The 20,185-nt window shown below is 71.2% G+C and carries 19 protein-coding genes; 11 read left to right on the top strand and 8 right to left on the bottom strand.

The genetic code is table 11. The annotated features are described in order from the left end of the window. Positions 1-56: 56 nt before the first annotated feature. Entirely contained in the window at positions 57-1,250 is a 1,194-nt protein-coding gene (locus tag DTL70_RS18160; RefSeq protein ID WP_114022998.1) for an enolase C-terminal domain-like protein, read from the bottom strand. A 380-nt stretch (positions 1,251-1,630) separates the two neighbouring features. Between DTL70_RS18160 and DTL70_RS18155 the strand changes: the two genes are divergently transcribed. Together DTL70_RS18155 and DTL70_RS18150 are read left to right on the top strand one after the other, a co-directional pair. After that, a complete protein-coding gene (locus DTL70_RS18155) occupies positions 1,631-3,448 on the top strand; it encodes a thiamine pyrophosphate-requiring protein (protein WP_114022997.1) in 1,818 nt (605 codons plus the stop codon). A gap of 195 nt (positions 3,449-3,643) precedes the next feature. After that, positions 3,644-4,003 (top strand): hypothetical protein, encoded by a 360-nt coding sequence (locus DTL70_RS18150; protein ID WP_114022996.1) that lies wholly within the window; start codon positions 3,644-3,646, stop codon positions 4,001-4,003. Positions 4,004-4,032: 29 nt separating this feature from the next. On the opposite strand, the gene DTL70_RS18145 is transcribed toward DTL70_RS18150, so the two are convergent. Together DTL70_RS18145 and DTL70_RS18140 are read right to left on the bottom strand one after the other, a co-directional pair. After that, positions 4,033-4,248, bottom strand: coding sequence for a hypothetical protein (locus DTL70_RS18145; RefSeq protein WP_114022995.1), 216 nt, complete (start codon positions 4,246-4,248; stop codon positions 4,033-4,035). Continuing rightward, positions 4,245-4,481 carry a hypothetical protein gene (locus tag DTL70_RS18140; RefSeq protein WP_114022994.1) on the bottom strand — a complete coding sequence of 79 codons (237 nt, stop codon included), beginning with the start codon at positions 4,479-4,481 and terminating at the stop codon, positions 4,245-4,247. The genes DTL70_RS18145 and DTL70_RS18140 overlap by 4 nt, the downstream gene beginning before the upstream one ends. A gap of 221 nt (positions 4,482-4,702) precedes the next feature. Here DTL70_RS18140 and DTL70_RS18135 point away from each other — a divergent pair, with 221 nt between their 5' ends. The 3 genes from DTL70_RS18135 to DTL70_RS18125 all read left to right on the top strand — a co-directional run bounded on the left by DTL70_RS18135 (position 4,703) and on the right by DTL70_RS18125 (position 6,158). Then, on the top strand, positions 4,703-5,428 hold the full coding sequence (locus tag DTL70_RS18135; RefSeq protein ID WP_281278713.1) for a helix-turn-helix domain-containing protein: 726 nt from the start codon (positions 4,703-4,705) through the stop codon (positions 5,426-5,428). Further along, the gene (locus tag DTL70_RS18130; RefSeq protein ID WP_114022993.1) at positions 5,425-5,643 is read left to right on the top strand and encodes a DUF397 domain-containing protein; all 219 of its coding nucleotides are present in this window, start codon (positions 5,425-5,427) and stop codon (positions 5,641-5,643) included. Before DTL70_RS18135 ends, DTL70_RS18130 begins: the two co-directional genes overlap by 4 nt. A gap of 245 nt (positions 5,644-5,888) precedes the next feature. Further along, entirely contained in the window at positions 5,889-6,158 is a 270-nt protein-coding gene (locus DTL70_RS18125; protein ID WP_147266788.1) for a hypothetical protein, read from the top strand. 180 nt (positions 6,159-6,338) lie between these two features. Here DTL70_RS18125 and DTL70_RS18120 read toward each other — a convergent pair whose 3' ends face one another. The 3 genes from DTL70_RS18120 to DTL70_RS18110 form a co-directional block, all read right to left on the bottom strand. Beyond that, positions 6,339-6,953, bottom strand: coding sequence for a DUF4865 family protein (locus DTL70_RS18120; RefSeq protein ID WP_114022991.1), 615 nt, complete (start codon positions 6,951-6,953; stop codon positions 6,339-6,341). A 28-nt stretch (positions 6,954-6,981) separates the two neighbouring features. Then, positions 6,982-7,392 (bottom strand): (R)-mandelonitrile lyase, encoded by a 411-nt coding sequence (locus DTL70_RS18115; RefSeq protein ID WP_114022990.1) that lies wholly within the window; start codon positions 7,390-7,392, stop codon positions 6,982-6,984. A gap of 188 nt (positions 7,393-7,580) precedes the next feature. After that, positions 7,581-8,819, bottom strand: coding sequence for a cytochrome P450 (locus tag DTL70_RS18110; protein ID WP_245979445.1), 1,239 nt, complete (start codon positions 8,817-8,819; stop codon positions 7,581-7,583). Positions 8,820-9,175: 356 nt separating this feature from the next. On the opposite strand from DTL70_RS18110, the gene DTL70_RS18105 reads away from it, so the two are divergent. Then, complete coding sequence (locus DTL70_RS18105) at positions 9,176-11,794, top strand: polysaccharide lyase family 8 super-sandwich domain-containing protein (RefSeq protein WP_114022989.1); 2,619 nt, start codon at positions 9,176-9,178, stop codon at positions 11,792-11,794. Between the two features lie 173 nt (positions 11,795-11,967). On the opposite strand, the gene DTL70_RS18100 is transcribed toward DTL70_RS18105, so the two are convergent. Continuing rightward, positions 11,968-12,609 carry a TetR/AcrR family transcriptional regulator gene (locus DTL70_RS18100; protein ID WP_114022988.1) on the bottom strand — a complete coding sequence of 214 codons (642 nt, stop codon included), beginning with the start codon at positions 12,607-12,609 and terminating at the stop codon, positions 11,968-11,970. A 118-nt stretch (positions 12,610-12,727) separates the two neighbouring features. On the opposite strand from DTL70_RS18100, the gene DTL70_RS18095 reads away from it, so the two are divergent. Beyond that, positions 12,728-13,729: a substrate-binding domain-containing protein gene (locus tag DTL70_RS18095; protein ID WP_114022987.1), complete on the top strand. Its 1,002-nt coding sequence runs from the start codon at positions 12,728-12,730 to the stop codon at positions 13,727-13,729. A gap of 267 nt (positions 13,730-13,996) precedes the next feature. On the opposite strand, the gene DTL70_RS18090 is transcribed toward DTL70_RS18095, so the two are convergent. Then, entirely contained in the window at positions 13,997-14,659 is a 663-nt protein-coding gene (locus DTL70_RS18090; RefSeq protein ID WP_245979444.1) for a hypothetical protein, read from the bottom strand. Between the two features lie 659 nt (positions 14,660-15,318). Between DTL70_RS18090 and tsaD the strand changes: the two genes are divergently transcribed. The 4 genes from tsaD (at position 15,319) to DTL70_RS33580 (ending at position 20,129) form a co-directional block, all read left to right on the top strand. Beyond that, positions 15,319-16,383, top strand: coding sequence for a tRNA (adenosine(37)-N6)-threonylcarbamoyltransferase complex transferase subunit TsaD (tsaD, locus tag DTL70_RS18085; protein ID WP_114022985.1), 1,065 nt, complete (start codon positions 15,319-15,321; stop codon positions 16,381-16,383). A gap of 233 nt (positions 16,384-16,616) precedes the next feature. Next, entirely contained in the window at positions 16,617-19,277 is a 2,661-nt protein-coding gene (gene alaS, locus DTL70_RS18080) for an alanine--tRNA ligase (protein WP_114022984.1), read from the top strand. Between the two features lie 159 nt (positions 19,278-19,436). Continuing rightward, positions 19,437-19,607: a hypothetical protein gene (locus tag DTL70_RS18075; protein ID WP_181860976.1), complete on the top strand. Its 171-nt coding sequence runs from the start codon at positions 19,437-19,439 to the stop codon at positions 19,605-19,607. A 213-nt stretch (positions 19,608-19,820) separates the two neighbouring features. Then, on the top strand, positions 19,821-20,129 hold the full coding sequence (locus tag DTL70_RS33580; protein WP_181860975.1) for a hypothetical protein: 309 nt from the start codon (positions 19,821-19,823) through the stop codon (positions 20,127-20,129). The last annotated feature ends 56 nt before the right edge of the window (positions 20,130-20,185 follow it).

Here is a 20,185-nt window from a genome sequence, read left to right as displayed (position 1 = left end):
CTGCTACGGGTGTGTGCCGGTGCACCGCTGCGGCGCGACGGGACGCAGCGGTGCCGTCAGCCGGGGCGGTGACCGTGCACCCGGTAGGGCTCGGCGTCCGCCCACCGCACCTGGAGGCCCAGCCCTGGACGGTCGTGGGCGGGCCGCAGCGCTCCGCCGACCGGCCTCGGCACGCCATCGAACAGACGCTCTTCGACTCGTACGTGGTCGTGGAAGTACTCCAGATGGCGCAGCCGCTCCACGGCGCAGAAGGCGTGGGCGGAGGCAGCGGGCGCGCAGTGCGCCGACAGGTCCACGCGGTGCGCAGCGGCCAGCCTCGCGACCTGAAGCAGCCCGGTGATCCCGCCGCAGCGCGTCACGTCCGCCTGGAGGCAGTCCACCGCACCCGCCCGGAGCAGAGCGGCGAAGTCTCCCAGGACGAAGCCGTACTCCCCCGCGGCGATCTCCAGCCGTCCGGGGCCCTGATCGCGCAGCAGCCGCAGCCCTGCGGTGTCGTCCGAGGAGACCGGCTCCTCCAGCCACCGCACGTCCCACTCCCCGGCCATCCGGCGCGCCCAGTAGAGCGCTTCCTTGCGGCTGAGGGCACCGTTGGCGTCGGCGAACAGCTCGGTGTCGGGCCCGATGGCCTCGCGGGCCGCCGACAGCCGCGCGGCGTCCTGCCCGGGGTGCCGGGACGTCTTGATCTTCACGCGTGGAATGCCCTGCTCGACCCAGCCCGCGAGCTGGTCGGCCAGCCGGCTGTGCGGACAGTTGGTGAAACCGCCGCTGCCGTAGACGGGAACCTGGTCGTGCACGGCGGGCAGCAGGCGGTAGAGGGGCAGACCGATCAGCCTGGCCTTGAGGTCCCACAGGGCGATGTCGACGGCCGAGATCGCCATGGCGCCCACCCCGGGCCGCCCCGCGTTGCGGACTGCGGCGAACATCCGGTGCCACAGGGCGGCGGGCGCCAGCGCGTCGCCGCCGGTCACCAGCGGGGCGAGCTGCGAGGCGACGAACCCGGCGGTCGAGACGTCACCGTAGGTGTAGCCCACACCGATACGGCCGCCGGCCAACACCTCGACGACGATCGCGGTCGTCGCCTCCCAGCGCAGCGTGCCGTCCTCCTCGGCACCGTCGGGCCCGTCGGTCGGCACGGAGAAGGCGTGGACCCGCACGCCTTCGACGCTCACCCCCTCCACGCCGTCCGCCACACCGGCGGAGCCGCCCGGACGTGCAGGCTCCGTTCCAGGCGTCTGCCGCGACGCGCCCATTCTGGTCACCCTCAGCCGTCTCCTCTCGACCGCCCGGCGGTCCCTCGCCCGACCGCGCGGGGCCCTACCGTCTCGCTGCGCCGACCGCCCATGGGTACCTCGCACGGAGGCGGCGAAACGGCCACTGGCACGGGCGGACGCACGACGCGACCTGACGGCAGGAGCGCACACCCCACAACGGGTGACACGTCACGATCCGGCGCCCCCCGGCCCGACGGACCGGCACGGCACGCACGCCACCGCCGCACGCACACCACGGCCACACGCACGCCACCGCCGAAGGCGTCACAGGCCACGGCCGAGGTGTCGGCGGCATCGGCCGATTTGCGGGCGTCCGCGGCGTGGGACTCGGGCCTGGACCGTCGCGTCAACCACGTGAAATGGGAGCACCAATTGCGCAGCAAGTAGCCGACTACGTTCTGGCACGCCTTCGCGAGTGGGGAGTCCACCGGGTCTACGGGTACCCGGGCGACGGCATCAACGGCATGCTCGGCGCCTTCGACCGTGCCAAGGGTGATCCGGAGTTCATCCAGAGCCGGCACGAGGAGATGGCCGCGTTCATGGCGTGCGGACACGCCAAGTTCACCGGCGAGGTCGGTGTCTGCGCCGCCACGTCGGGGCCCGGCGCCATCCACCTGCTCAACGGCCTGTACGACGCGAAACTGGACCACCAGCCGGTCGTGGCGCTCGTCGGGCAGCAGAAGCGGCTCGCCCAGGGCACCCACTACCAGCAGGAAGTCGCCCTCGAACACCTCTTCGCAGACGTCTCGGATTTCTGTCAGATCGTCATGGACCCGGGCCAGATGCGGCACGTGATCGACCGGGCCTTCAAGACGGCGCTGACGATGCGCAGCGTCGCCACGATCATCGTCCCCGAGGACATCCAGGAGTCCGAGGCCGTACCCTCGCCGCCCAAGTCGCACGGGTCCGTCTACTCCAGCGTCGGCTGGAGCCAGCCGCGGGTGCTGCCCAACAAGGACGAGCTGCGCAAGGCGGCCGACGTCCTCAACGAGGGCAAGAAGGTCGCCATGCTCATCGGGCAGGGCGCGGCGAACGCCGAGGCGGAGGTCGTCGAGACCGCCGAGGTGCTCGGCGCCGGCATCGCCAAGGCGCTGCTGGGCCGGCAGGTCGTCTCGGACGACCTGCCGTTCGTCACGGGCCCCATCGGACTGCTCGGCTCCAAGGCCAGCGACGAGATGATCATGAACTGCGACACGCTGCTCATGGTCGGCACCAGCTTCCCCTACGCCGAGTGGCTGCCCGACGAGGGCAGTTGCAAGGGCGTCGAGATCGACATCGACGGCCGCATGATCGGCATCCGCTACCCGATGGACGCCCACCTCGTCAGGGACGCCAAGGAGACGCTCAAGGAGCTGCTCCCCCTGCTCAACCGCAAGGAGGACCGCTCCTGGCGCGAGCAGATCGAGGAGAACGTCCGCACCTGGGACGACGTCCTGGAGAAGCGGGCAGGACAGACCTTCGACGGCAAGATCAATCCGCAGGCCGTCGCCCACGAGGTCTCCCCGCTGCTGCCGGACAACGCCCTCCTGACCGCCGACTCGGGCTCCGCCACCAACTGGTGGGCCCGCCACATCAAGCTCCGCAAGGGCATGCAGGCCACCCTCTCCGGCACCCTTGCCACCATGGGCCCCGGCGTCCCGTACGCCATCGCCGCGCGCTTCGCCTACCCCGACCGCCCGGTGATCGCCTTCGTCGGTGACGGTGCGTTCCAGATGAACGGCATGAACGGGATGATCACCGTCAAGCGGTACACCGACCGCATGGCCGGATCCCCGCCGCTGATCTTCTGCGTCCTCAACAACCAGGACCTCAACCAGGTCACCTGGGAGCAGCGCGCCATGGGAGGCGACCCCAAGTACGAGGGATCGCAGTACCTGCCGGACTTCCCCTACGCCGAGTACGCGGAACTCGCCGGCCTCAAGGGCATCCGCTGCGACGACCCGAAGAAGGTCACCTCCGCCTGGGAGGAGGCCCTCGCCAGCGACCGCCCCGTCGTCCTGGAATTCGTCGTCGACAACGAGATCGCCCCCATCCCACCGCACATCATGAAGGAACAGGCCAAGAAGGCCGTCAAGGCGGGCATCCGCGACCCCGAACGCACGGGCATCGCCGCCCGCGGCTTCCGGCAGAAGCTCACCGACATGTACGAGAACCTGCCGGGCCGCAAGCACGACTGAGCCGCGGCGCGGGCCGCGGCTCGACGCCCGGCACGGTGCCCACGGGGCCCACCCCGGTGCGCAGGTGTGCCTGCACCGGGGTGGGCCCCACGTCCTCCCCTGCGGACGCCACCCGGTCCCAGAAGACGGCCCCCGCCGGGCGCATTTCTCCCGTCTCGCTGACGTTCCGTCTCCCGGCTGACTACCGTGAGCCGCATGGACGATGACTGGGACACCGACCCGGCGGACACGTGGCCGCTGCCCCCGGCCTGGATGTGGGGGTGCGAGACGTGCGCGGACCTGTACGGGGCGATGAAACGGGCCGGCGAGGTCTTCAGCGCCGCGCTGGAGGAGCTGGGCCCCTCCGTGGACTGCGACCCCTTCGACACGGTCGTCACCACCCAGATCCGGCTCGCCGAACACCTCGCCGTCCAGCACTCCGAACAACTCCCCGAAGAGGACCCGACGTGCGCCAAGTGCACGTCCCCCGAGATGTTCCAGCTTCCCGAACGCTTCATCCTCGAACACCGCGCACGCCATCTGTTCGCCCCACCGAGCGTCGTCGACCGCCTCTGAGCCCGCACCCCGCCACGCCGGGCCTCCCCCTACAGGCCCCAACGGTGGTTGGCCGTCGCCACCTTCACCGATATGACCTCCGCACGCGTCGCCGCCCTGAGGTCACCGGACTCCGCCCACCACGCGGGCCCACCCGGCCGTACGAGCCGCACCATGCCGTCCTCCGCGACCGCGTGCACGACCCCCGCCGTTCGCCGGGCGAGGTCGGTGACGACCTCGCCCGGCCGCCACTGCGCACCGCTCAACGCGGCTGACCCGCCAGCGCCTCGGCCAGCCGCTCGGCGGTGGCCAGACTGCAACCGCCCAGTTCCAGCAGCGGCCCCCGCAGCACCCGGTCGGCACACGAGGCCAGGTCCACCCGGAGCGAGGGCAGCACGACACCCGCCTCCGCGAGCGCCCGGCGCAGCCGCTCGTACGTCTCCTCCGCCTCGCGGAGCCTGACCAGTGCGGAGTCCGACCGACGGTTCTCTGCGTGCATCAACAGCGCCTCTCTCCCGGGTTTCTCACTTTCCGTGACCCCAGCGTGGCGCTGCGGACATAATTCCGGGAGAGCACGAGCTGTGCACCTGCGCTTGTCAAGACGCGGAGAACGAGATGACGGCAGAACAGCATGTCGACGGCAACCCCAAGGCCGACCCCAAGGTGTCGACCCTCGCCTACTTCGGCACCGAACTACGCATCCGCTGAGAGGAAGCCGGCCTGAGCCAGACCACGCTGGGACGGCGCACCTTCTGCACCCACTCGTACGTGTCACGGATCGAGTCCGGAAGCCGCGTGCCCAGCGAGGAGTTCGCCCAGCGCTGTGACGACGCCCTGTGCACAGGCGGGCTGTTCGCCCGCCTGTGGCCCGTCGTGATCGAGCACGCCTACCCGGACTGGTTCCGCCCCTTCGTGGCCCTGGAAAAGGACGCCACCTGCATCTGGGACTTCGAGAACCAGGTGGTGCCGGGGCTGTTGCAGACGGAGGAGTACGCCCGGGCCCTCTTCGCCGCAGGTCGTCTGCCGAACACTGACGACTTGGTCGCGGCGAGGATGACCCGGCAGCACATCTTGGAGCGCGACGACCGTTGTCGCCTGTGGGTCGTCCTCGACGAGAACGTGCTCCGCCGTGCGGTCGGTGGACCACAGACCATGGCCCGACAGTTGGAGGCTGTCCTGGCCGCGACGGAAGACCCCAGGACTATCGTGCAGATCGTTCCATTCGACGTGGGCGCTCACGCCAGCATGGACGGCCCGTTCGCCGGCCTGACCATGAACGAGGGCGCAGACGTCGTCTACGTCGACGGCCGTGCTCGTGGCTACATCAGCGCTGCTCCGGAGGAGGTCTCCGACTATGCGTACGCCTATGATCTGCTGCGAGCCGACGCCCTCTCTCCCAAGGCGTCAATCGACCTGATCGCCGCGAGAGCGAAGGAAATCTCATGATCAGCGCGACCGACCTCCCCATCAGGGCGTGGCGCAAGAGTAGCTACAGCGGCCAGAACGGCGGTAACTGCCTGGAGGTCGCCGACGACCACACCGCCACGACCCTCCCCGTCCGGGACTCCAAGAACCCCCACGGACCCGTCCTGCTCTTCACCGACCAAGCATGGACGGCCTTCCTCGCACACGTACGCGACGGGCAACCGGACATCCGCTGACTCCGGTCACTCTCTGAGCGGCGGACGGTCACGGCCGGGCGGACATGAAGCGCGTGTCCGCGACGGCCGTTGTTCGCACTGGCTGAGGGTGCTGCTGAACAACGTTTCTCAGTGCTGCACTCATCAAGGGCAGGCCGCCGGAGGCCAGGAAATGCGACGGCGTGACGCCGGCCTGCTGCACGGACGCGGCGCGAACCCGTGCCGCACATCATCCGCAGCACGCAACGTGAGACGAGAGAAACGGGATGCGTAAAGCGATCAAGGCGGGGATCTCAGCTGTGGCGGTGGGCACCGCCCTGTGGGCAGGGGCCGTCTCGGCCCAGGCTGCGGGGCAGTCGACCGGCGTCGACGCTGCCCAGACCGCTCCTCGCGCGCAGTTCGACGGCTGGGAGTACGAGAACTGGTACTTCAGTTTCAACAACTGTTCCGTGGCGGGTGGCAACATGCAGGGCATCAAGGCGTTCCGTTGCGAGGAGAAGGCCGAGCATCTCTGGCATCTCTACGTGCTCCGGTGACTATCCGGAACCCGGACGGGTTCGGTCGGTTCTTCGATCCCCGTGCGGGGCGATGACGCACCCGCTTGAAGGGTGAGGGCCGGCACCCCCGGGTGCCGGCCCTCTCAGGCGCGCGATGGCCCCCGGCGCAGCGCGACGAGCACGGGCAGGGGCTGGGGCAAGGGCACGGGCGCAGGGGTGCTACCAGCCCCGCCCCTCGGGCAGGTCGCCCAGTCCGGGAGCGGACAGGTGCAGCACTTCGTAGCGCTCGGTCGCTTCCTCGTCCGGCGCGGAGGAGTCCGCCCACAGCACGAACCGCAGCAGTTGCCAATGGTGGGGGTCGACGGCCAGCGCAGCGGTGTGCACGCCCTCATGGCCGCAGAGCCGTTGCAGCTGCTCGGTCTCGTGCTCGATCAGTGCGGACAGACCCAGACCGGCGCCGTCCGGGTCGGCGTCGGAAGGTATCGGGGTGAGGCGGCGTGAGGCTGCTCGGGGAAGTGCCGTGCGGGCGGGTCCGGCGTGGCAGGCGATGCCGGTCCAATGCCGGGCGACGGGGCGGCCGAAGTCCCGGACGATGTTCTGGAACCCTCCGCCACCGACGAGGAAGTGAGCCATCGCGCCGGTGTCGTTCCACAGGTAGAAGGGGGCGTACTGGTTGACCGGCGAGCCGTCGATGCCGCGTTCGCGGATGACGTACGCCTTCAGTCCCAGTCCGGCCCGGTCGTCGAGGAGGTGACCGCTCTCGGACACCCGCTTGCGGATGGTCTCCATGTCGTAGTCGGCGGGCAGGGTGATCTCGTACTGCTTGGCATACACGAACGATGCCGCCTCTCTCTGTGACTGGTCAGTGAGCCGACGGGCCGGCGAGGTATTCGGCCTCGGTGACGTGGGGGCCGCGTTCGGCTTCGGTACCGTCCTCGGCGGCTTCCTGGATGGCCAGGTGCGTCATGAAGGTGGTGGGAGAGGCGCCGTGCCAGTGCCACTCCCCCGGCGCGATGCGCACGCTGTCGCCGGCGCGGAGGGTGTGCACCTCTCCGTCCCGGCACTGGACGAGCCCTGCCCCCTCAGTGACGTGCAGGACCTGGCCGAAAAGGTGGCGATGCCACGCGGTACGGGCGCCCGGCGCGAAGTGCACGCTGTTGACCCGAAAGCGTGACGGTCCCTCGGGCCCGGCGATCTCGTCGAGCCATGCAGCGCCGTGAACCAACTCGGATGGTGCGACGGCGGTGGGCTGCGGTGTTCGGGAAACACGCATGGAAGACCTTTCCCCAGTGCTCATGTCAGAAGTGCTCAACGCCAGGAGTGTACATACCAGTAGGTACAGAAGGATCAGCATGTACCGGTGAGCCGTACGGCGGACCGGCACCGCTCCCGGCGGGGACACGCACCGGGGCGGTGACGCCGGCCGGGAGCCTGTGCCGACCGAGCCGGCACAGGCCGGGCTCAGACCTCGGCCTGGCCCTGATCCGGGCCCTGGTCCGGGTCCGGGTCCACGGTGACGACGAGGCCGCGCACCTCGTAACTGCCCAGGCTCTCCTTGACGCGCACGGTGGGCTCACCGCGCGTCCGCAGGCCCGGCAGGGCGAAGAGGCGGGTGAGGAAGATGTCGGTCTCCTGGATGGCGACGGCGGCCCCGGGACACTTGTGGGGGCCGTCACCGAAGGAGAGGCCGGGCCCGGGGACGTGGCCGTCGGCACCGCGGGCGGGACACACGCGTTCGGGCGCGGCTCCGAACGCGTCGGTGTCGAGGTTGGCGTCGTCGACCCGTATCTCGACGAGTGAGCCCGCCGGAACGGTGACGGTGGCGCCGTCACCGTCGGGCAGGTCGAGCGCGGCGGTCGTCCGGCGGTGCAGGGCGGAGACGACGGGCTCCAGGCGCAGGATCTCGTGCAGGACGGCGTGCCGTCCTGCCTCGTTCGCGGTCAGGTACTCCTCGCGGAGCGCGTCGTCGCCGAAGAGGTGCCACGCGGCGACGTTCACGAACTCGCGGGTGGTGATCATGCCGGCCGCCGCGAAGGTGACGCACTCGCCGAGGATCTCGCCCGCCGTGCAGCCCTCGTCCAGCAGGTGGGAGAGGAGGTCGTCGCGTCGGGCGCGACGGCGGGCGCGTACGGCGGGGCGGACGTCGCCGAAGTAGAGCCCCAGCCACGCTGTGTTGCGCAGCAGCATGAAGCGAAGCCCGCGCAGGCTGGTGTAGCTGGGCTCTTCGAACGTGTCCGGAAAGAAGCGCTCCAGCCGGCGCAGCAGCCCGGGCCTGCTCTCGGTCAGGCCGATGACGCCGGCGGTCACCTCGGCCGCGAGGGCGAAGGAGAGGTCGGACAGTTGGGCGCTGCCCGCCTGCCGCAGCCGGGCGAGCTGCTGGTCGGCGACGCGGATCATCAGGTCGCGGTAGTGCTCGGAGACGCGGCGCGGGGTGAAGTACCGTGCGGTCTGGCGGCGGTGTTCGCGATGTTCGGGCCCGTCGCGGTAGAGGACGGGGCGCCGTACGGAGGCGGGCAGTTTCTCGACGGTTTCGATGCCGAGACCCGCCTGTACGGTTCCGCCGGCGCGCAGTGCGGCCCTCCCGGTGTCGTAGGTGGCCACGCGCCACACCCCGTCGGCGTCGTGCCGCACGGGGCACCGTCCGGTCCCCTTCTCGACGAGGGCGGTCTTGCGTCCGCTTCTCTCCCCGGCTGACTCCACTCGCGTTTCCTCCCGACGGCGCGCCGGCGCGCCGTCGCACCGGCACGTGAGCGTGCACGTGTGCGGACACTATGCGACAGGGAGGTGGTGAAGGAGTCCGGAACGAGTCAGCCAGCGCCGCCGGTTGGGCGTCGGCGCACCTGCCGGTTCGGGTCCTGACGTCCCCATCAGGCCGGTGCCACGACGTTCGCCCGCCGCGTAGGCGCGCGCGGAGAACGGACGTCCGGGAGCAGCCGCACCCATGCGGCGCCCGCAGGCACCCGGCACAGTGGCAATCGAGTGCGCGCGCCCGCTTGTCGCCGCCCTCCCCCGCTGCTTGACTGCGCCACGTCAGTCCGGCTTCCGGGGGGAGACCCATGGAGATCGCGCGCAGACATGTCCTGTCCCTCCTGTCCGCCGCCGGGCTGGCGGCGGTGATCCCCGCAACCGACGCCACCGGCGCACCGCTCGGCCCCGACGGCAGAGACGCCGAGGCAGCGGCCGGGACCCGGCCGGCCGCCGGGACCGGCACCGGGCGGCTGCTGGCGAACGCCGTCGCCGTCTTCGCGGGGACGCCGGAGTCCAACGCCCGCACGGAGACGTCCGCCAAGCTGGCGGCCCTCGCCGAGACGGCCACCGCACACCTCGCCAAGCTGGACACGGCCGCTGAGGGGGAACTGTTCGAGGGGCTGCCGCTGGGCACCAACGACGCCCACCTCAACACGTCCTTCCGGATGCTGTACGAGATCGCGCTGGCGTCGCGTGCGCCCGGGGTCGGCACCGGTGGCGCCGCGGCACGCCGCCGTGTCGTGGAAGGACTGGTCCGGCTCCACGAGGACTACTACGGCGACCAGTCGCGCGGCTACTACGGCAACTGGTTCACCTGGGAAATCGGCATCTCCACCAGCGTGACGGCGACGCTCGTCCTGCTCGCGGACGAGATCGCCGAGCAGCGTCCAGAGCTGACGCGCACCTACATCGCCTCGATGGACGCCTACCTGCGCAACGGGAAGGACGGCGACGTCGATCTGGACTCCCGCTTCCACACCGGCGCGAACCTCGCCGACATCACCACCAACCGCCTCCTCCAAGGCGCCCTCCTCGGCGACGAGAACCGCGTCCGCAAAGCGTTGGAGGACCAGCTCACCGTCTACGCGACCGTCGATCCCTACCGGCTGCGGCACGGTGTGACCGACGGGCACTACGCGGACGGCTCGTTCATCCAGCACGGTTCCGTCGCCTACACAGGCTCGTACGGGAAGGGGCTGCTGACACGGGCCGTGCAGGCGCTGAGGCTCCTCGACGGCACCGGCTTCGCGGACACCGCGGCGCTCGTGCCGGTGGTGTACCGCTGGGTCGCGGACGGCTTCGCGCCGCTCGTCTTCGAGGGCTGGATGATGGAGGTCGTCAAGGGGCGCGCCGTCTCGCGCACGGGCGGCGGGTACGCGGACAGCGCCGCCGTCGTGGAGGCCGTCACCGCACTGTCGTCGCACACGGACGGCGAGCGCTCCGCCGCGCTCGAGAGCTACGTCAAACACGTGGCCCACTCCTCGGCCGACGCCCCCGATCCGGCCCGCTTCGCCTCGCCGCTGACGGTGGTGCGGTACGCGGAGATCCTGGGCGACGCGTCGGTGCCGGCGAAGGACCTCAACCCGGCCGCGCGCAGCACCGCGTTCAACGCCATGGACAAGACGGTGCACCGCCGCCCCGGTTTCGCCTTCGCGCTCGCGCGCAGCTCGGACCGCGTCAGCAAGTACGAGTACATGAGCGGGGAGAACCTGATGCCCTGGTTCCAGGGCGACGGCGCTCACTACCTGTACCTCGCGGGCCACGACCAGACACGCTCGTTCGGCGTCGACTACTACACCACCGTCTCCCCGTACGGGCTCGCGGGGGTGACGGCTCCCGAGCAGCGGCGCGAGACGGTGCCCGAGCTGTACGGGAAGGCGTACTACGACAACCCCGACCACCCACTGCACTTCACCCCCTCCTCCGAGTCGCAGAACACGTACGTGTACTTTCCGCGCGGCACCAACCGGCACTCGGGCGGTGCGGTGCTCGGCACCTACGGGGCGGCGGGCATGGTGCAGTCGGACGATGTCGCGTACACCGAACGCGACCGGCTGCCGGACGACTTCACCGTCTACCGGAACGCGACGGCCACCAAGTCGTGGTTCCTGCTGGACGACGAGATCGTGGTCCTCGCGGCCGGTGTCGGCGACCTCGGCGGCCGCCCCGTGCGGACCACGGTGGACGCCCGCATCGCGGACCCGGACGACGAACTCGCCGTCACCGGCCGGCGGGCCGGGGGCGGCGCCTGGTCCGGGGAGTCCGGCGAGTCGGGCGAGTCCGGCGAGGGCACGGCACGGCTGCGCTGGCTGCACTACGCCAACGAGACCCGCGGCGGCGCGGTGGGCTACCTCATGCTGGACGAGCGGCCGCGCCCACTGACCGTGGGCCTGGAGACGGTGACCCGCAGCCGCCGCGCGGTCCGTACGGCGAACCCCGACACCCCCGTCACACGCCAGGTCTTCAGCGCCGCGTTCCGCCAGGAGGCGGGCGCAGAGCCGCGCTCCTACGCGTATGCGCTCGTCCCGCACGCCACGCGGCGCGCGCTGGACGCGTACGGCGAACACCATGGGCACCGCCGCGCACTTCGGGTGCTCGCCAACACCACCCGCCTCCAGGCGATCCGGCACTCCGGTCTCCATCTCCTCGCGGTCAACGCGTTCGCGCGGGGCCGTCAGTCCGTCGCAGGCCTCCACCTCGACGGGCCCGCCTCCGTCCTGGTACGGCGCGAGGGGCGCGAGGTGACCATCGCCGCCTCCGACCCCACCATGCGCCGGGACGAGGTGAGTCTGCTCCTGCACGGCCGCCGGCTGCGCCCTGTCGAGGCCGGGGAGGGCGTACACGTCAGCCACGCGCGCGGCGGCACGCTCGTACGCGTCCGCACCCGCCACGCCTACGGGCACAGCTTCACCGCCACCCTCCGCTAGGGTCTCTCGTTTGGATATGGCTGGATCAGGGAGCGGGGTCCGGCGCCCCGGGCGGTGAGTTCGGAGCACCGGTGGCCACCGGTGCGACCGGCTGTGACTCGCGTAGTCAACGCACCGAGGGGCGCAAGGGAGTGCGACGCGGCGTTTCCCTGCCGCCCGAAGAGCGCGTGTGTTCACGGATGACCGTGGAGCGGTCCGGTACCGCTGAGTGCGACGCGGACGTCGTGCTTGAAGCCGGCGGTGTCGTCGAGTCCGAACGCCGTGTATTGCAGTACGAATCCGTGCAGCAATGCCATCACGATCCGTGCTCCACGATCCGGGTCGAGTTCGGGCCGCACTGTGCCCGCCCGCCGGCCGTTGCGGAGCGCGTCCGCGATGCGTTCGCGTACGCCCTCGAAGCCCGCCATGGCCTGCTGTCGCAGCCCATCGTGTCGGAGTAGCTCACCCCACGCCTGGACGGCACAGCGCAGCAGCTCATCAACAGGGATGGCCTGGCCCGCCCCGTCGGCGGCGACCTCACCGCTCACCGGGTCGATCGCCGCCGCGACCAAGTCGGCAACCGTCACGTCGTCGGCCGCGTCGACGAACTTCTCGAGAGGATCGAACATCAGCCGGAAGGCATCGCCTGCGATCTCGACGATGATCTCTTCCTTGCTCGCGAAGTAACGGTAGGGGGCGCCGACCGACACACCCGCTTCGGCTGCGATGTCGGGCATCGAGGTCTGGTGGAAGCCGGCGCGCGAGAAGCAACGACGGGCCGCCGCGACGATCTGCGACCGGTTCGCCGCCCGACGTTCGGCGGTGATGCGTGGCACGGGCCACCCCTCCTCTATAAATGAACGAGTATTCACCTTGACGGTAGCAGGGAGCCGGGCCACTATAAAAGTGAAAGGTCGTTCACGGAAGCCGTCCACTAGGCGAAGGAGACCTGTCATGGCCGATCCGAAGCTCAAGATGGGCGTCTACCGGTACGAGCACACCGAGCCGCTGTTCGACGGGCGAGTCGCGATCGACGGTGTCGACGCCACCCTGGACACCTCGCCGCTGATCTCCGACGTGTTCCACCGCATGACCAAGGGCGAACTGGACCTCGCCGAGTACGGGCTGACCTACTTCCTGCGCACCTTCGACCTGGACGATTCACCCTTCCTGGCTCTGCCGATCTTCCCGAACCGCAACTTTCGTCACTCCGCGCTGTTCGTGAACGTCGACAGCGGGATCGAGCGGCCAGAGGATCTCGCGGGCAAGACGGTCGGCGAGTTCGCGCTGTACGGCAGCGACCCGGGTGTCTGGATGAAAGGTGTCTTGGCCGACGAATTCGGTGTGACGCCTGATCAGGTGGGCTGGGTGATCGGCGGCACCGACCACCCCATTCCCTCATTCGACTGGATCCCTCAGCCCGTTCCGGACGGCGTGCGCGTCCGCCACACAGACGGGGATCAGACCTTGGCCGGCCTGCTCGAAGCGGGGGAGATCGATGCCCTGCTGTCGGTCGACGTGCCGCAGAGCCTGCTCAACGGCTCAACGAAGAAGATCCGGCGGCTGTTCGTCGACTACGAGACGGTCGAGCGGGACTACTACCGCCGCACCGGCATCTTTCCGATGATGCACGTCGTCGCGATCCGCCGGGAGCTGGCCGAGGCGCCCGGCCTAGTGAAGTCGGTCTACCGGGCGTTTTGCCAGGCCAAGGACATCGTGCAGGAGCACTACCGGGCCAATGCGGCCAAGCAGCACATGGCTGTGATCACCCCCTGGTTCAGTGAGCTGTTTGCGGAAAACCGCGCACTGCTCGGCGAGGACTGGTGGCCCTACGGTGTCGACGCCAACCGCAAGGCCGTCGACACCTTCTTGCGCTACCACCACGAGCAGGGACTGTCCAAGCGGCTGCTCACCTCCGAGGACATCTTCGTGCCCGCCTTCCTCGGCACCCGCTGAACCCTGCCGCACCTCTCCCCCTATGCCGCACTACAGCCGCACTACAACAGTGCCGCCGAATGAGCGCACCGGCATTGCGCGTGGGCACCAGCCCTACGACACCACACAGGCACTTCTCGCCCTCGCCATCTGCGGAGGGGCCACACCTGGGCCCAGGCCACTCTCGTCCTCTGGCGGGCGCCGGGCGGATGTTCCCGGGGCTCTGTACGAAACACTCGGCCCCGGCCGCAGCGGGGGCGGGAGTGTCCGGAGTGGGTGGACCTGCGGCTAACGGCCGGTGGCCTTCGGCTTCGGAGCGTCGTGGCACGTTCCCAGATCGAGCCACCCGAGCTTCAGCCGGTGCCATCCCCCCGTCGTGTAGCCACCGATCGCCTGGTCGAGACCCGCCGATATGTCGTCCCCGTCCTGACGACCGACGTAGTGGCGCTCTGTACCGTCTCCGGTCGACTGGAAGATGTGGAGTTCCGCGCGGCCGTCATGATTCACGTCCGTGGCCCGCACCCCTGACACGAACGACCCGTACGACATGCGGATGGTGCCGGTCCTGGCACTGCTCAAGTCGGTCGCGAGCGGTCCGTAGTGCACCTCGTGTGTGATCATGTTGTCCGCCGGTGAGTCTCCGGTGTCGTGCTGGCTGTAGAACAGGGCCAGGTCGATGTACCCGTCACCGTCGAAGTCCCCGAAGGTCCCGCGCGTCTCCATCTCGTCGGACCACACGCCTCGGAATTTCTGCCAGCGCCCGCGCGCCTTTTCGACCCGGACGGTGTCGCCGCCTCCGAAGGTCACCAAGGGGTCGCCCTCACGGGTCTTGTCGTAGATCTCGTCCTGATGTCCGTCGGCGCGCAGGGTGGTGTTGTTCAGCGCGCATATCTCCATCGGCGCGTGACTGCCGGGCTCGGGCCCCATGACCGACAGCTGCCAACCGACCACGCCGACCACGGCGAGGGCAGCACCCGCGATCGCGGTATACCGCCGTCGCCGTCTGCGCCGCCGCGACAGCGAGGAGGGCACGTTCCGGGACCCGGACGGAGACCCGGACCCGGGCCCGGAAGGAAAGTCGTTCCCGGACTCGGACGGCCGTGGGGTCTCATCGGCGGAGGGAGTCATGGCGGCACACTAGGTCGGCGCGCGGCGGTACAGACCGACCCCGGAAATCCGTAACGGAGTTGAGGCGGAAGGGCGATCCCCCCGAAGCCTCAGAAACCGGCCCTGTCGGGGATCTTTGTGTGCGGCTCCAGCCTGCCCCACTCGGCGTTCGCCAGATCGCCCTTCTTGATGAGGCCGGTGTCGACGCCGATCAGGACACCGTCGCCCTCATTGAGCTTGTCGGCGACGCGTCTTTGCAGGTCATCGCGGATGTTGTGGGGCTGCCGCTTCGCGCCGGCGAGCCGATGTTGCAGGCCGTCAACGGTGGAGTCGCCGGGCGAGAGGCGGCCTCGGCGCTGTCACCACCTGCGGCGATGTCGTGGACCGGCGCGGAGGTGGTGGTTTCCGCGCCACCTCCGCGCCGTGCGCGACCGCACCCGCCGACCGGCGTAGGCTTATTGCGCAGAGGTTGCAATAACATTCGTCCCGCAAGAAGGTGTGTGGTGAGCTCTCCGATCGTCCTGGGGATCGAGACGTCCTGCGACGAGACCGGCGCGGGGCTGGTGCGCGACGGCCGGCTGCTGGGGCACGCGGTCGCGTCGAGCATGGCCGAGCACGCCCGCTACGGCGGAGTCGTGCCCGAGATCGCGGCCCGCGCCCACATCGACGCCCTCCGGCCGGTGATCGCGCAAGCCCTGGCGGACGCCGGACTGCGCCTGTCCGACGTCGGAGCCGTCGCCGTGACGGCGGGGCCGGGACTCTCCGGCGCGCTCCAGGTCGGGGTGGCCGGCGCCAAGGCCCTCGCCCACGCGCTGGACGTGCCGCTGCACGGCGTGCACCACCTGGCAGGACACGTCGCCGCCGACACCCTGGAGCACGGGCCGCTGCCCGACCCCTGCATGGTGCTGATCGTCTCGGGCGGACACACCTCACTGGTGCTGGTCCGTGACCTGGCCACGGAGCCGGTCGTCCACCTCGGCGACACCCTGGACGACGCGGCGGGCGAGTGCTTCGACAAGGTCGCACGGGTCTTCGGTCTGCCCTACCCGGGCGGTCCCGCCATCGACCGGGCGGCGCGCGAGGGCGACCCGCACGCCGTCGCCTTCCCCCGGCCGCTGACCGGGCCGGGGCACGATCCGTACGCCTTCTCCTTCTCCGGCCTGAAGACCGCCGCAGCACGCTGGGCCGAGCGCCACACCCCCGCGGCGCCGCCGCCGGTGGCCGACGGTGCCGCCGCGCTCCAGGAAGCCGTCGCCGACGTGCTGACCCGCAAAGCCGTGACCGCCTGCACGGACCACCAGGTGCGCACCCTGGTGGTCGTGGGCGGCGTCGCCGCCAACTCCCGGGTCCGCGCCCTGGCCGAGGAGCGCTGCGCGGCGGCGGGCATCACGCTGCGCGTACCGCCGCTGAGGCTGTGCACCGACAACGGCGCCATGATCGCCGCCGTCGGGGACCTGCTCGTGCGGGCGGGGGCGGAGCCCGCGCCGCCCACGCTGGCCGTCGATCCCTCCGCGCCGCTGGAGCGAGCCGCCCTCCAGCCCACCACCGACGCCGCCCTCGTCCCCTGAACCAGGTCCCCCGTCCCGCTGGTGGCCTGCACCGCCCGCCACGCCAACGTGCCGCCCACGCCACCCTGATGACCCTGGCCGCCTCGCCAGCGGACGGCCACACCCCCTGACCTGCTGCCCGGCCGACCGCTTCGCCCAGCTCGCGCCGGCGCCGATGCCGGCACCGGCACCGGCGCCGGCACCGGCCCATGCAGCCCCTCCGCCCAGCACGCGTCACCCCCTCGGAGCCCACCTTGCGTACCGCCGAGATCCGCAGCCGCTTCCTCGACTTCTTCGCCGAGCGCGGCCACACCGTCGTCCCCAGCGCCCCGCTGCCGACGCCCGATCCGACCCTGCTGTTCGTCAACGCGGGCATGGTGCCGTTCAAGCCGTACCTGACCGGCGAGAGCGCCCCGCCCTGGCCGCGGGCGACGAGCGTGCAGAAGTGCGTGCGCACACTGGACATCGAGGAGGTCGGCCGCACCACCCGGCACGGCTCCTTCTTCCAGATGAGCGGCAACTTCTCCTTCGGCGACTACTCCAAGCCGGAAGCCGTCGCCCTCGCCTGGGAGCTTGCGACCAGCCCCGTCGCCGCCGGCGGCCTCGGCCTGGACCCCGACCGGATCTGGGTGACGGTGCACCGCACAGACGCCGAGACGCGCGAGCTGTGGCGGCGGACCGCGGGGCTGCCCGACGAGCGGATCGTGGCACGCGGCGACGAGGACAACTTCTGGTCCATGGGCGTGCCGGGACCGTGCGGCCCGTGCTCGGAGCTGTACTACGACCGCGGCCCGCGCCTGGGCCGCTCAGGCGGCCCCGCGGTCGACGAGGACCGGTACATGGAGTTCTGGAACCTCGTCTTCATGAGTCACGAGCGCGGGGAGGGCGGGGGCAAGTCCGGCTACCCGATCCTGGGTGAGCTGCCACGGCCCCACATCGACACCGGCATGGGCCTGGAGCGCATGGCGACCCTCCTGCAGGGCGTCGACAACCTGTACGAGACCGACGAGTTGCGTCCTGTCCTGGACCGCGCCGCCGCCCTCGCGGGCGTCCGCTACGGCGCCGACCACGAGGCCGACGTCTCGCTACGCGTCGTCGCCGACCACGTGCGGACCGCGCTGATGCTGCTGGCGGACGGCACCACCCCGGGCAACGAGGGCCGCGGTTACGTGCTGCGCCGCATCCTGCGGCGCGCCGTCCGCGCGATGCGGCAACTCGGGTACACCGACCCTGCCCTGCCCGCACTGCTGCCGGTGGCCCGGGAACGCATGGCCGAGGGCTATCCGGAACTCGCACGGGACCTCACCTACGACCGGATCGCCGACCAGGCGCACGGCGAGGAGGAGGCCTTCCGCGCCACCCTCAGACAGGGGACGACCGTCCTCGACACCGCCGTCGCCGACCTCAAGGCACACGGCGGCCGCACACTGGCGGGTGCCCAGGCGTTCCAGCTGCACGACACGTACGGCTTCCCCATCGATCTGACCCTGGAGATGGCGGCCGAGCAGGGCGTCGAGGTCGACCGCGACGGTTTCGCCGCCCTCATGCGCGACCAGCGCGAACGCGCCCGCCAGGACGCACGCGCCAGGAAGGCCGGCACCACCCACGGCGGCTCCGCGCTGCGGCCCGTGCTGGAGGCGCACGGCCCGACCGAGTGGCTGGCCCGGGAGACTCTGGAGACCACCTCCCGCGTCCTGGCACTCCTCGGCCCCGGCGGGCCCCTCCCGGTGGCGCGCGAGGGCGACCTCGTCACGGTCGTCCTCGACCGCACCCCCTTCTACGCCGAGTCCGGCGGCCAGGAGAGCGACGCCGGACATCTGACGGGTCCTTCGGTGGCGGCCGAGGTCGTCGACGTGCAGCGTCCCCTGCCGGGACTGGTCACCCACCAGGTCCGCGTGACCGCGGGAGAACTCGTCCGCGACGGCGTCGTGAAGGCGGCCGTCGACCCCGAGTGGCGGCTCGGGGCCCGCCAGGCACACTCGGGCACCCACATCCTGCACGCGGCGCTGCGCGAGGTCCTCGGGCCCACCGCCCTGCAGTCCGGCTCCTACAACCGGCCCGGCTACCTGCGGCTCGACTTCCCCCTGCGCGGCGGCCTCTCGCCCGCGCAGCGCAGCGAGATCGAGGAGGCCGCCAACCGGGCGCTGCGCCGCGACCTGCCGGTGACCGCACGGTGGATGACGCTCCCGGAGGCCGAACAGCTCGGCGCCCTCGCCCTGTTCGACGAGACGTACGGGGAGCGGGTGCGCGTCGTCGAGATCGGCGGCGCCTGGTCCCGGGAACTGTGCGGCGGCACCCACGTCGAGCACGCCGCGCAGGTCGGCACCCTCGCGCTCACCGCCGAGACGTCGGTCGGCGCCGGGCTGCGCCGCCTGGAGGCGGCGGTCGGCATCGAGGGGTTCGGCTACCTCGCCCGCGAGCGCGACCTCGTCTCTCGCCTGGCCGAGCAGCTCCAGGCCCCGCGTGCCGAGATCCCCGACCGGGTCGGCGCCCTGCTCGACCGTCTCAAGACCGCCGAGCGGGAGAACAAGCGGCTGCGGCAGCGGGCCACGGCCGCGCGGGCGGCGGAGGTCGCGGAGGGGGCCGTGGACGCGGGCGGCGTCCTGGTGGCGGTCGCGACCGCCACGGACGAGACCGGCGAAGCCCGCGCGCTCGCCACCGCCGTACGGGACCGGCTCCCCGCGCACCGGCCCGGCGTCGTCGCCGTGGGAAAGGCGAAGGACGGCGCCGCGACGCTGGTGACGGCCGTCAACGCCACCGCCGAGGCGCAGGGACACAGCGCCTCCCACCTGGTCGGCCGGCTCCTCCAGGGCCGGGGCGGCGGTACCGCACGCCTGGCCCAGGGCGGCGGCGTCCCCGCCACGCGACTGCCGTCGCTGCTGGCCTCGGTACCCGGGCTGGTCACCGGAGCGTGAGCGGCCCGCGCGCGGGCACGGAGGCGTGAGCGGCCCCGCGCGCCGCCTGCGGCCCGTGTCCGTGCGCCGTCGAAGGAAACCTTCGCGTGGAGCGGGAGACCGGGCCCGACGCGGGGTACCCGGGGCTGGTGGCAAGGTCGTCTCCGAGGGGAGATCACTATGAGTGACCAGACTCCTTCGCAGGCCGAGGGCGAGCGCGACGACGACGTCCAGGAGGTCCGCTCCGGGGCGCCCGCCGCACGCCGCACGGCGGCACAGCACCCGGACTGCCCGCGCACCACGCCCTCACAGGCGGAGGGCGAACGCGACGAGGAGTCCGGCAAACGCTGACGGGCGCGGGCCGGCCACCCACCCACCGTGGCCCGCCGGTCGCGCCCCGTCCGCCCGCTCTACGTCTGCCCGCGGCACATCGGCCCAGGGGCCAGGTACAGGGGCCAGGCCCGGCACGCCGAGGGCGACCGGCAGTTCCGGGGCTTGGACGGGGCCTGGACGGCCTGGTCGGCGGCGGTGCGCTCGGGCAGAAGGCCGGCGACGGCTGTGCGGATGGCACCGCGGCTGACGTGCGGTGAGGTCCATCGCGAAGAACGCGCCGTCGCCGGACTCGGCGAGGCCGACCTCCACCAGGTAGTCATCCAGCTTCGCCTCGACGTCCTCCCAGGGCAGCAATTGCTCGCTCCAGTCGGCGAACTGCTCGGAGCCGGTCACCGCGGCGTCGCCGGTGCGCAGTTCCTCGGCGCGCGCGGCGAACACCATCGCCTCGAAGTGCCTGCGGACGAAGACGCCGGGCCGGTTCCTGTCGCGGATCGCCTTCTGCCCAACATCACCACCAACGACGCTGGGCCGAACGGGTGACGGTGCGGGATGCTCAGGACTCCAAGATCATTCGGGGGCGGGTTTCTGCCGTATCC

The sequence above is a fragment of the Streptomyces diacarni genome, from assembly GCF_003323715.1.
GTDB lineage: Bacteria > Actinomycetota > Actinomycetes > Streptomycetales > Streptomycetaceae > Streptomyces > Streptomyces diacarni.
The sequence above is the reverse complement of the archived record's forward strand: the minus strand, read 5'-3'. Positions and strand labels throughout refer to the sequence as shown.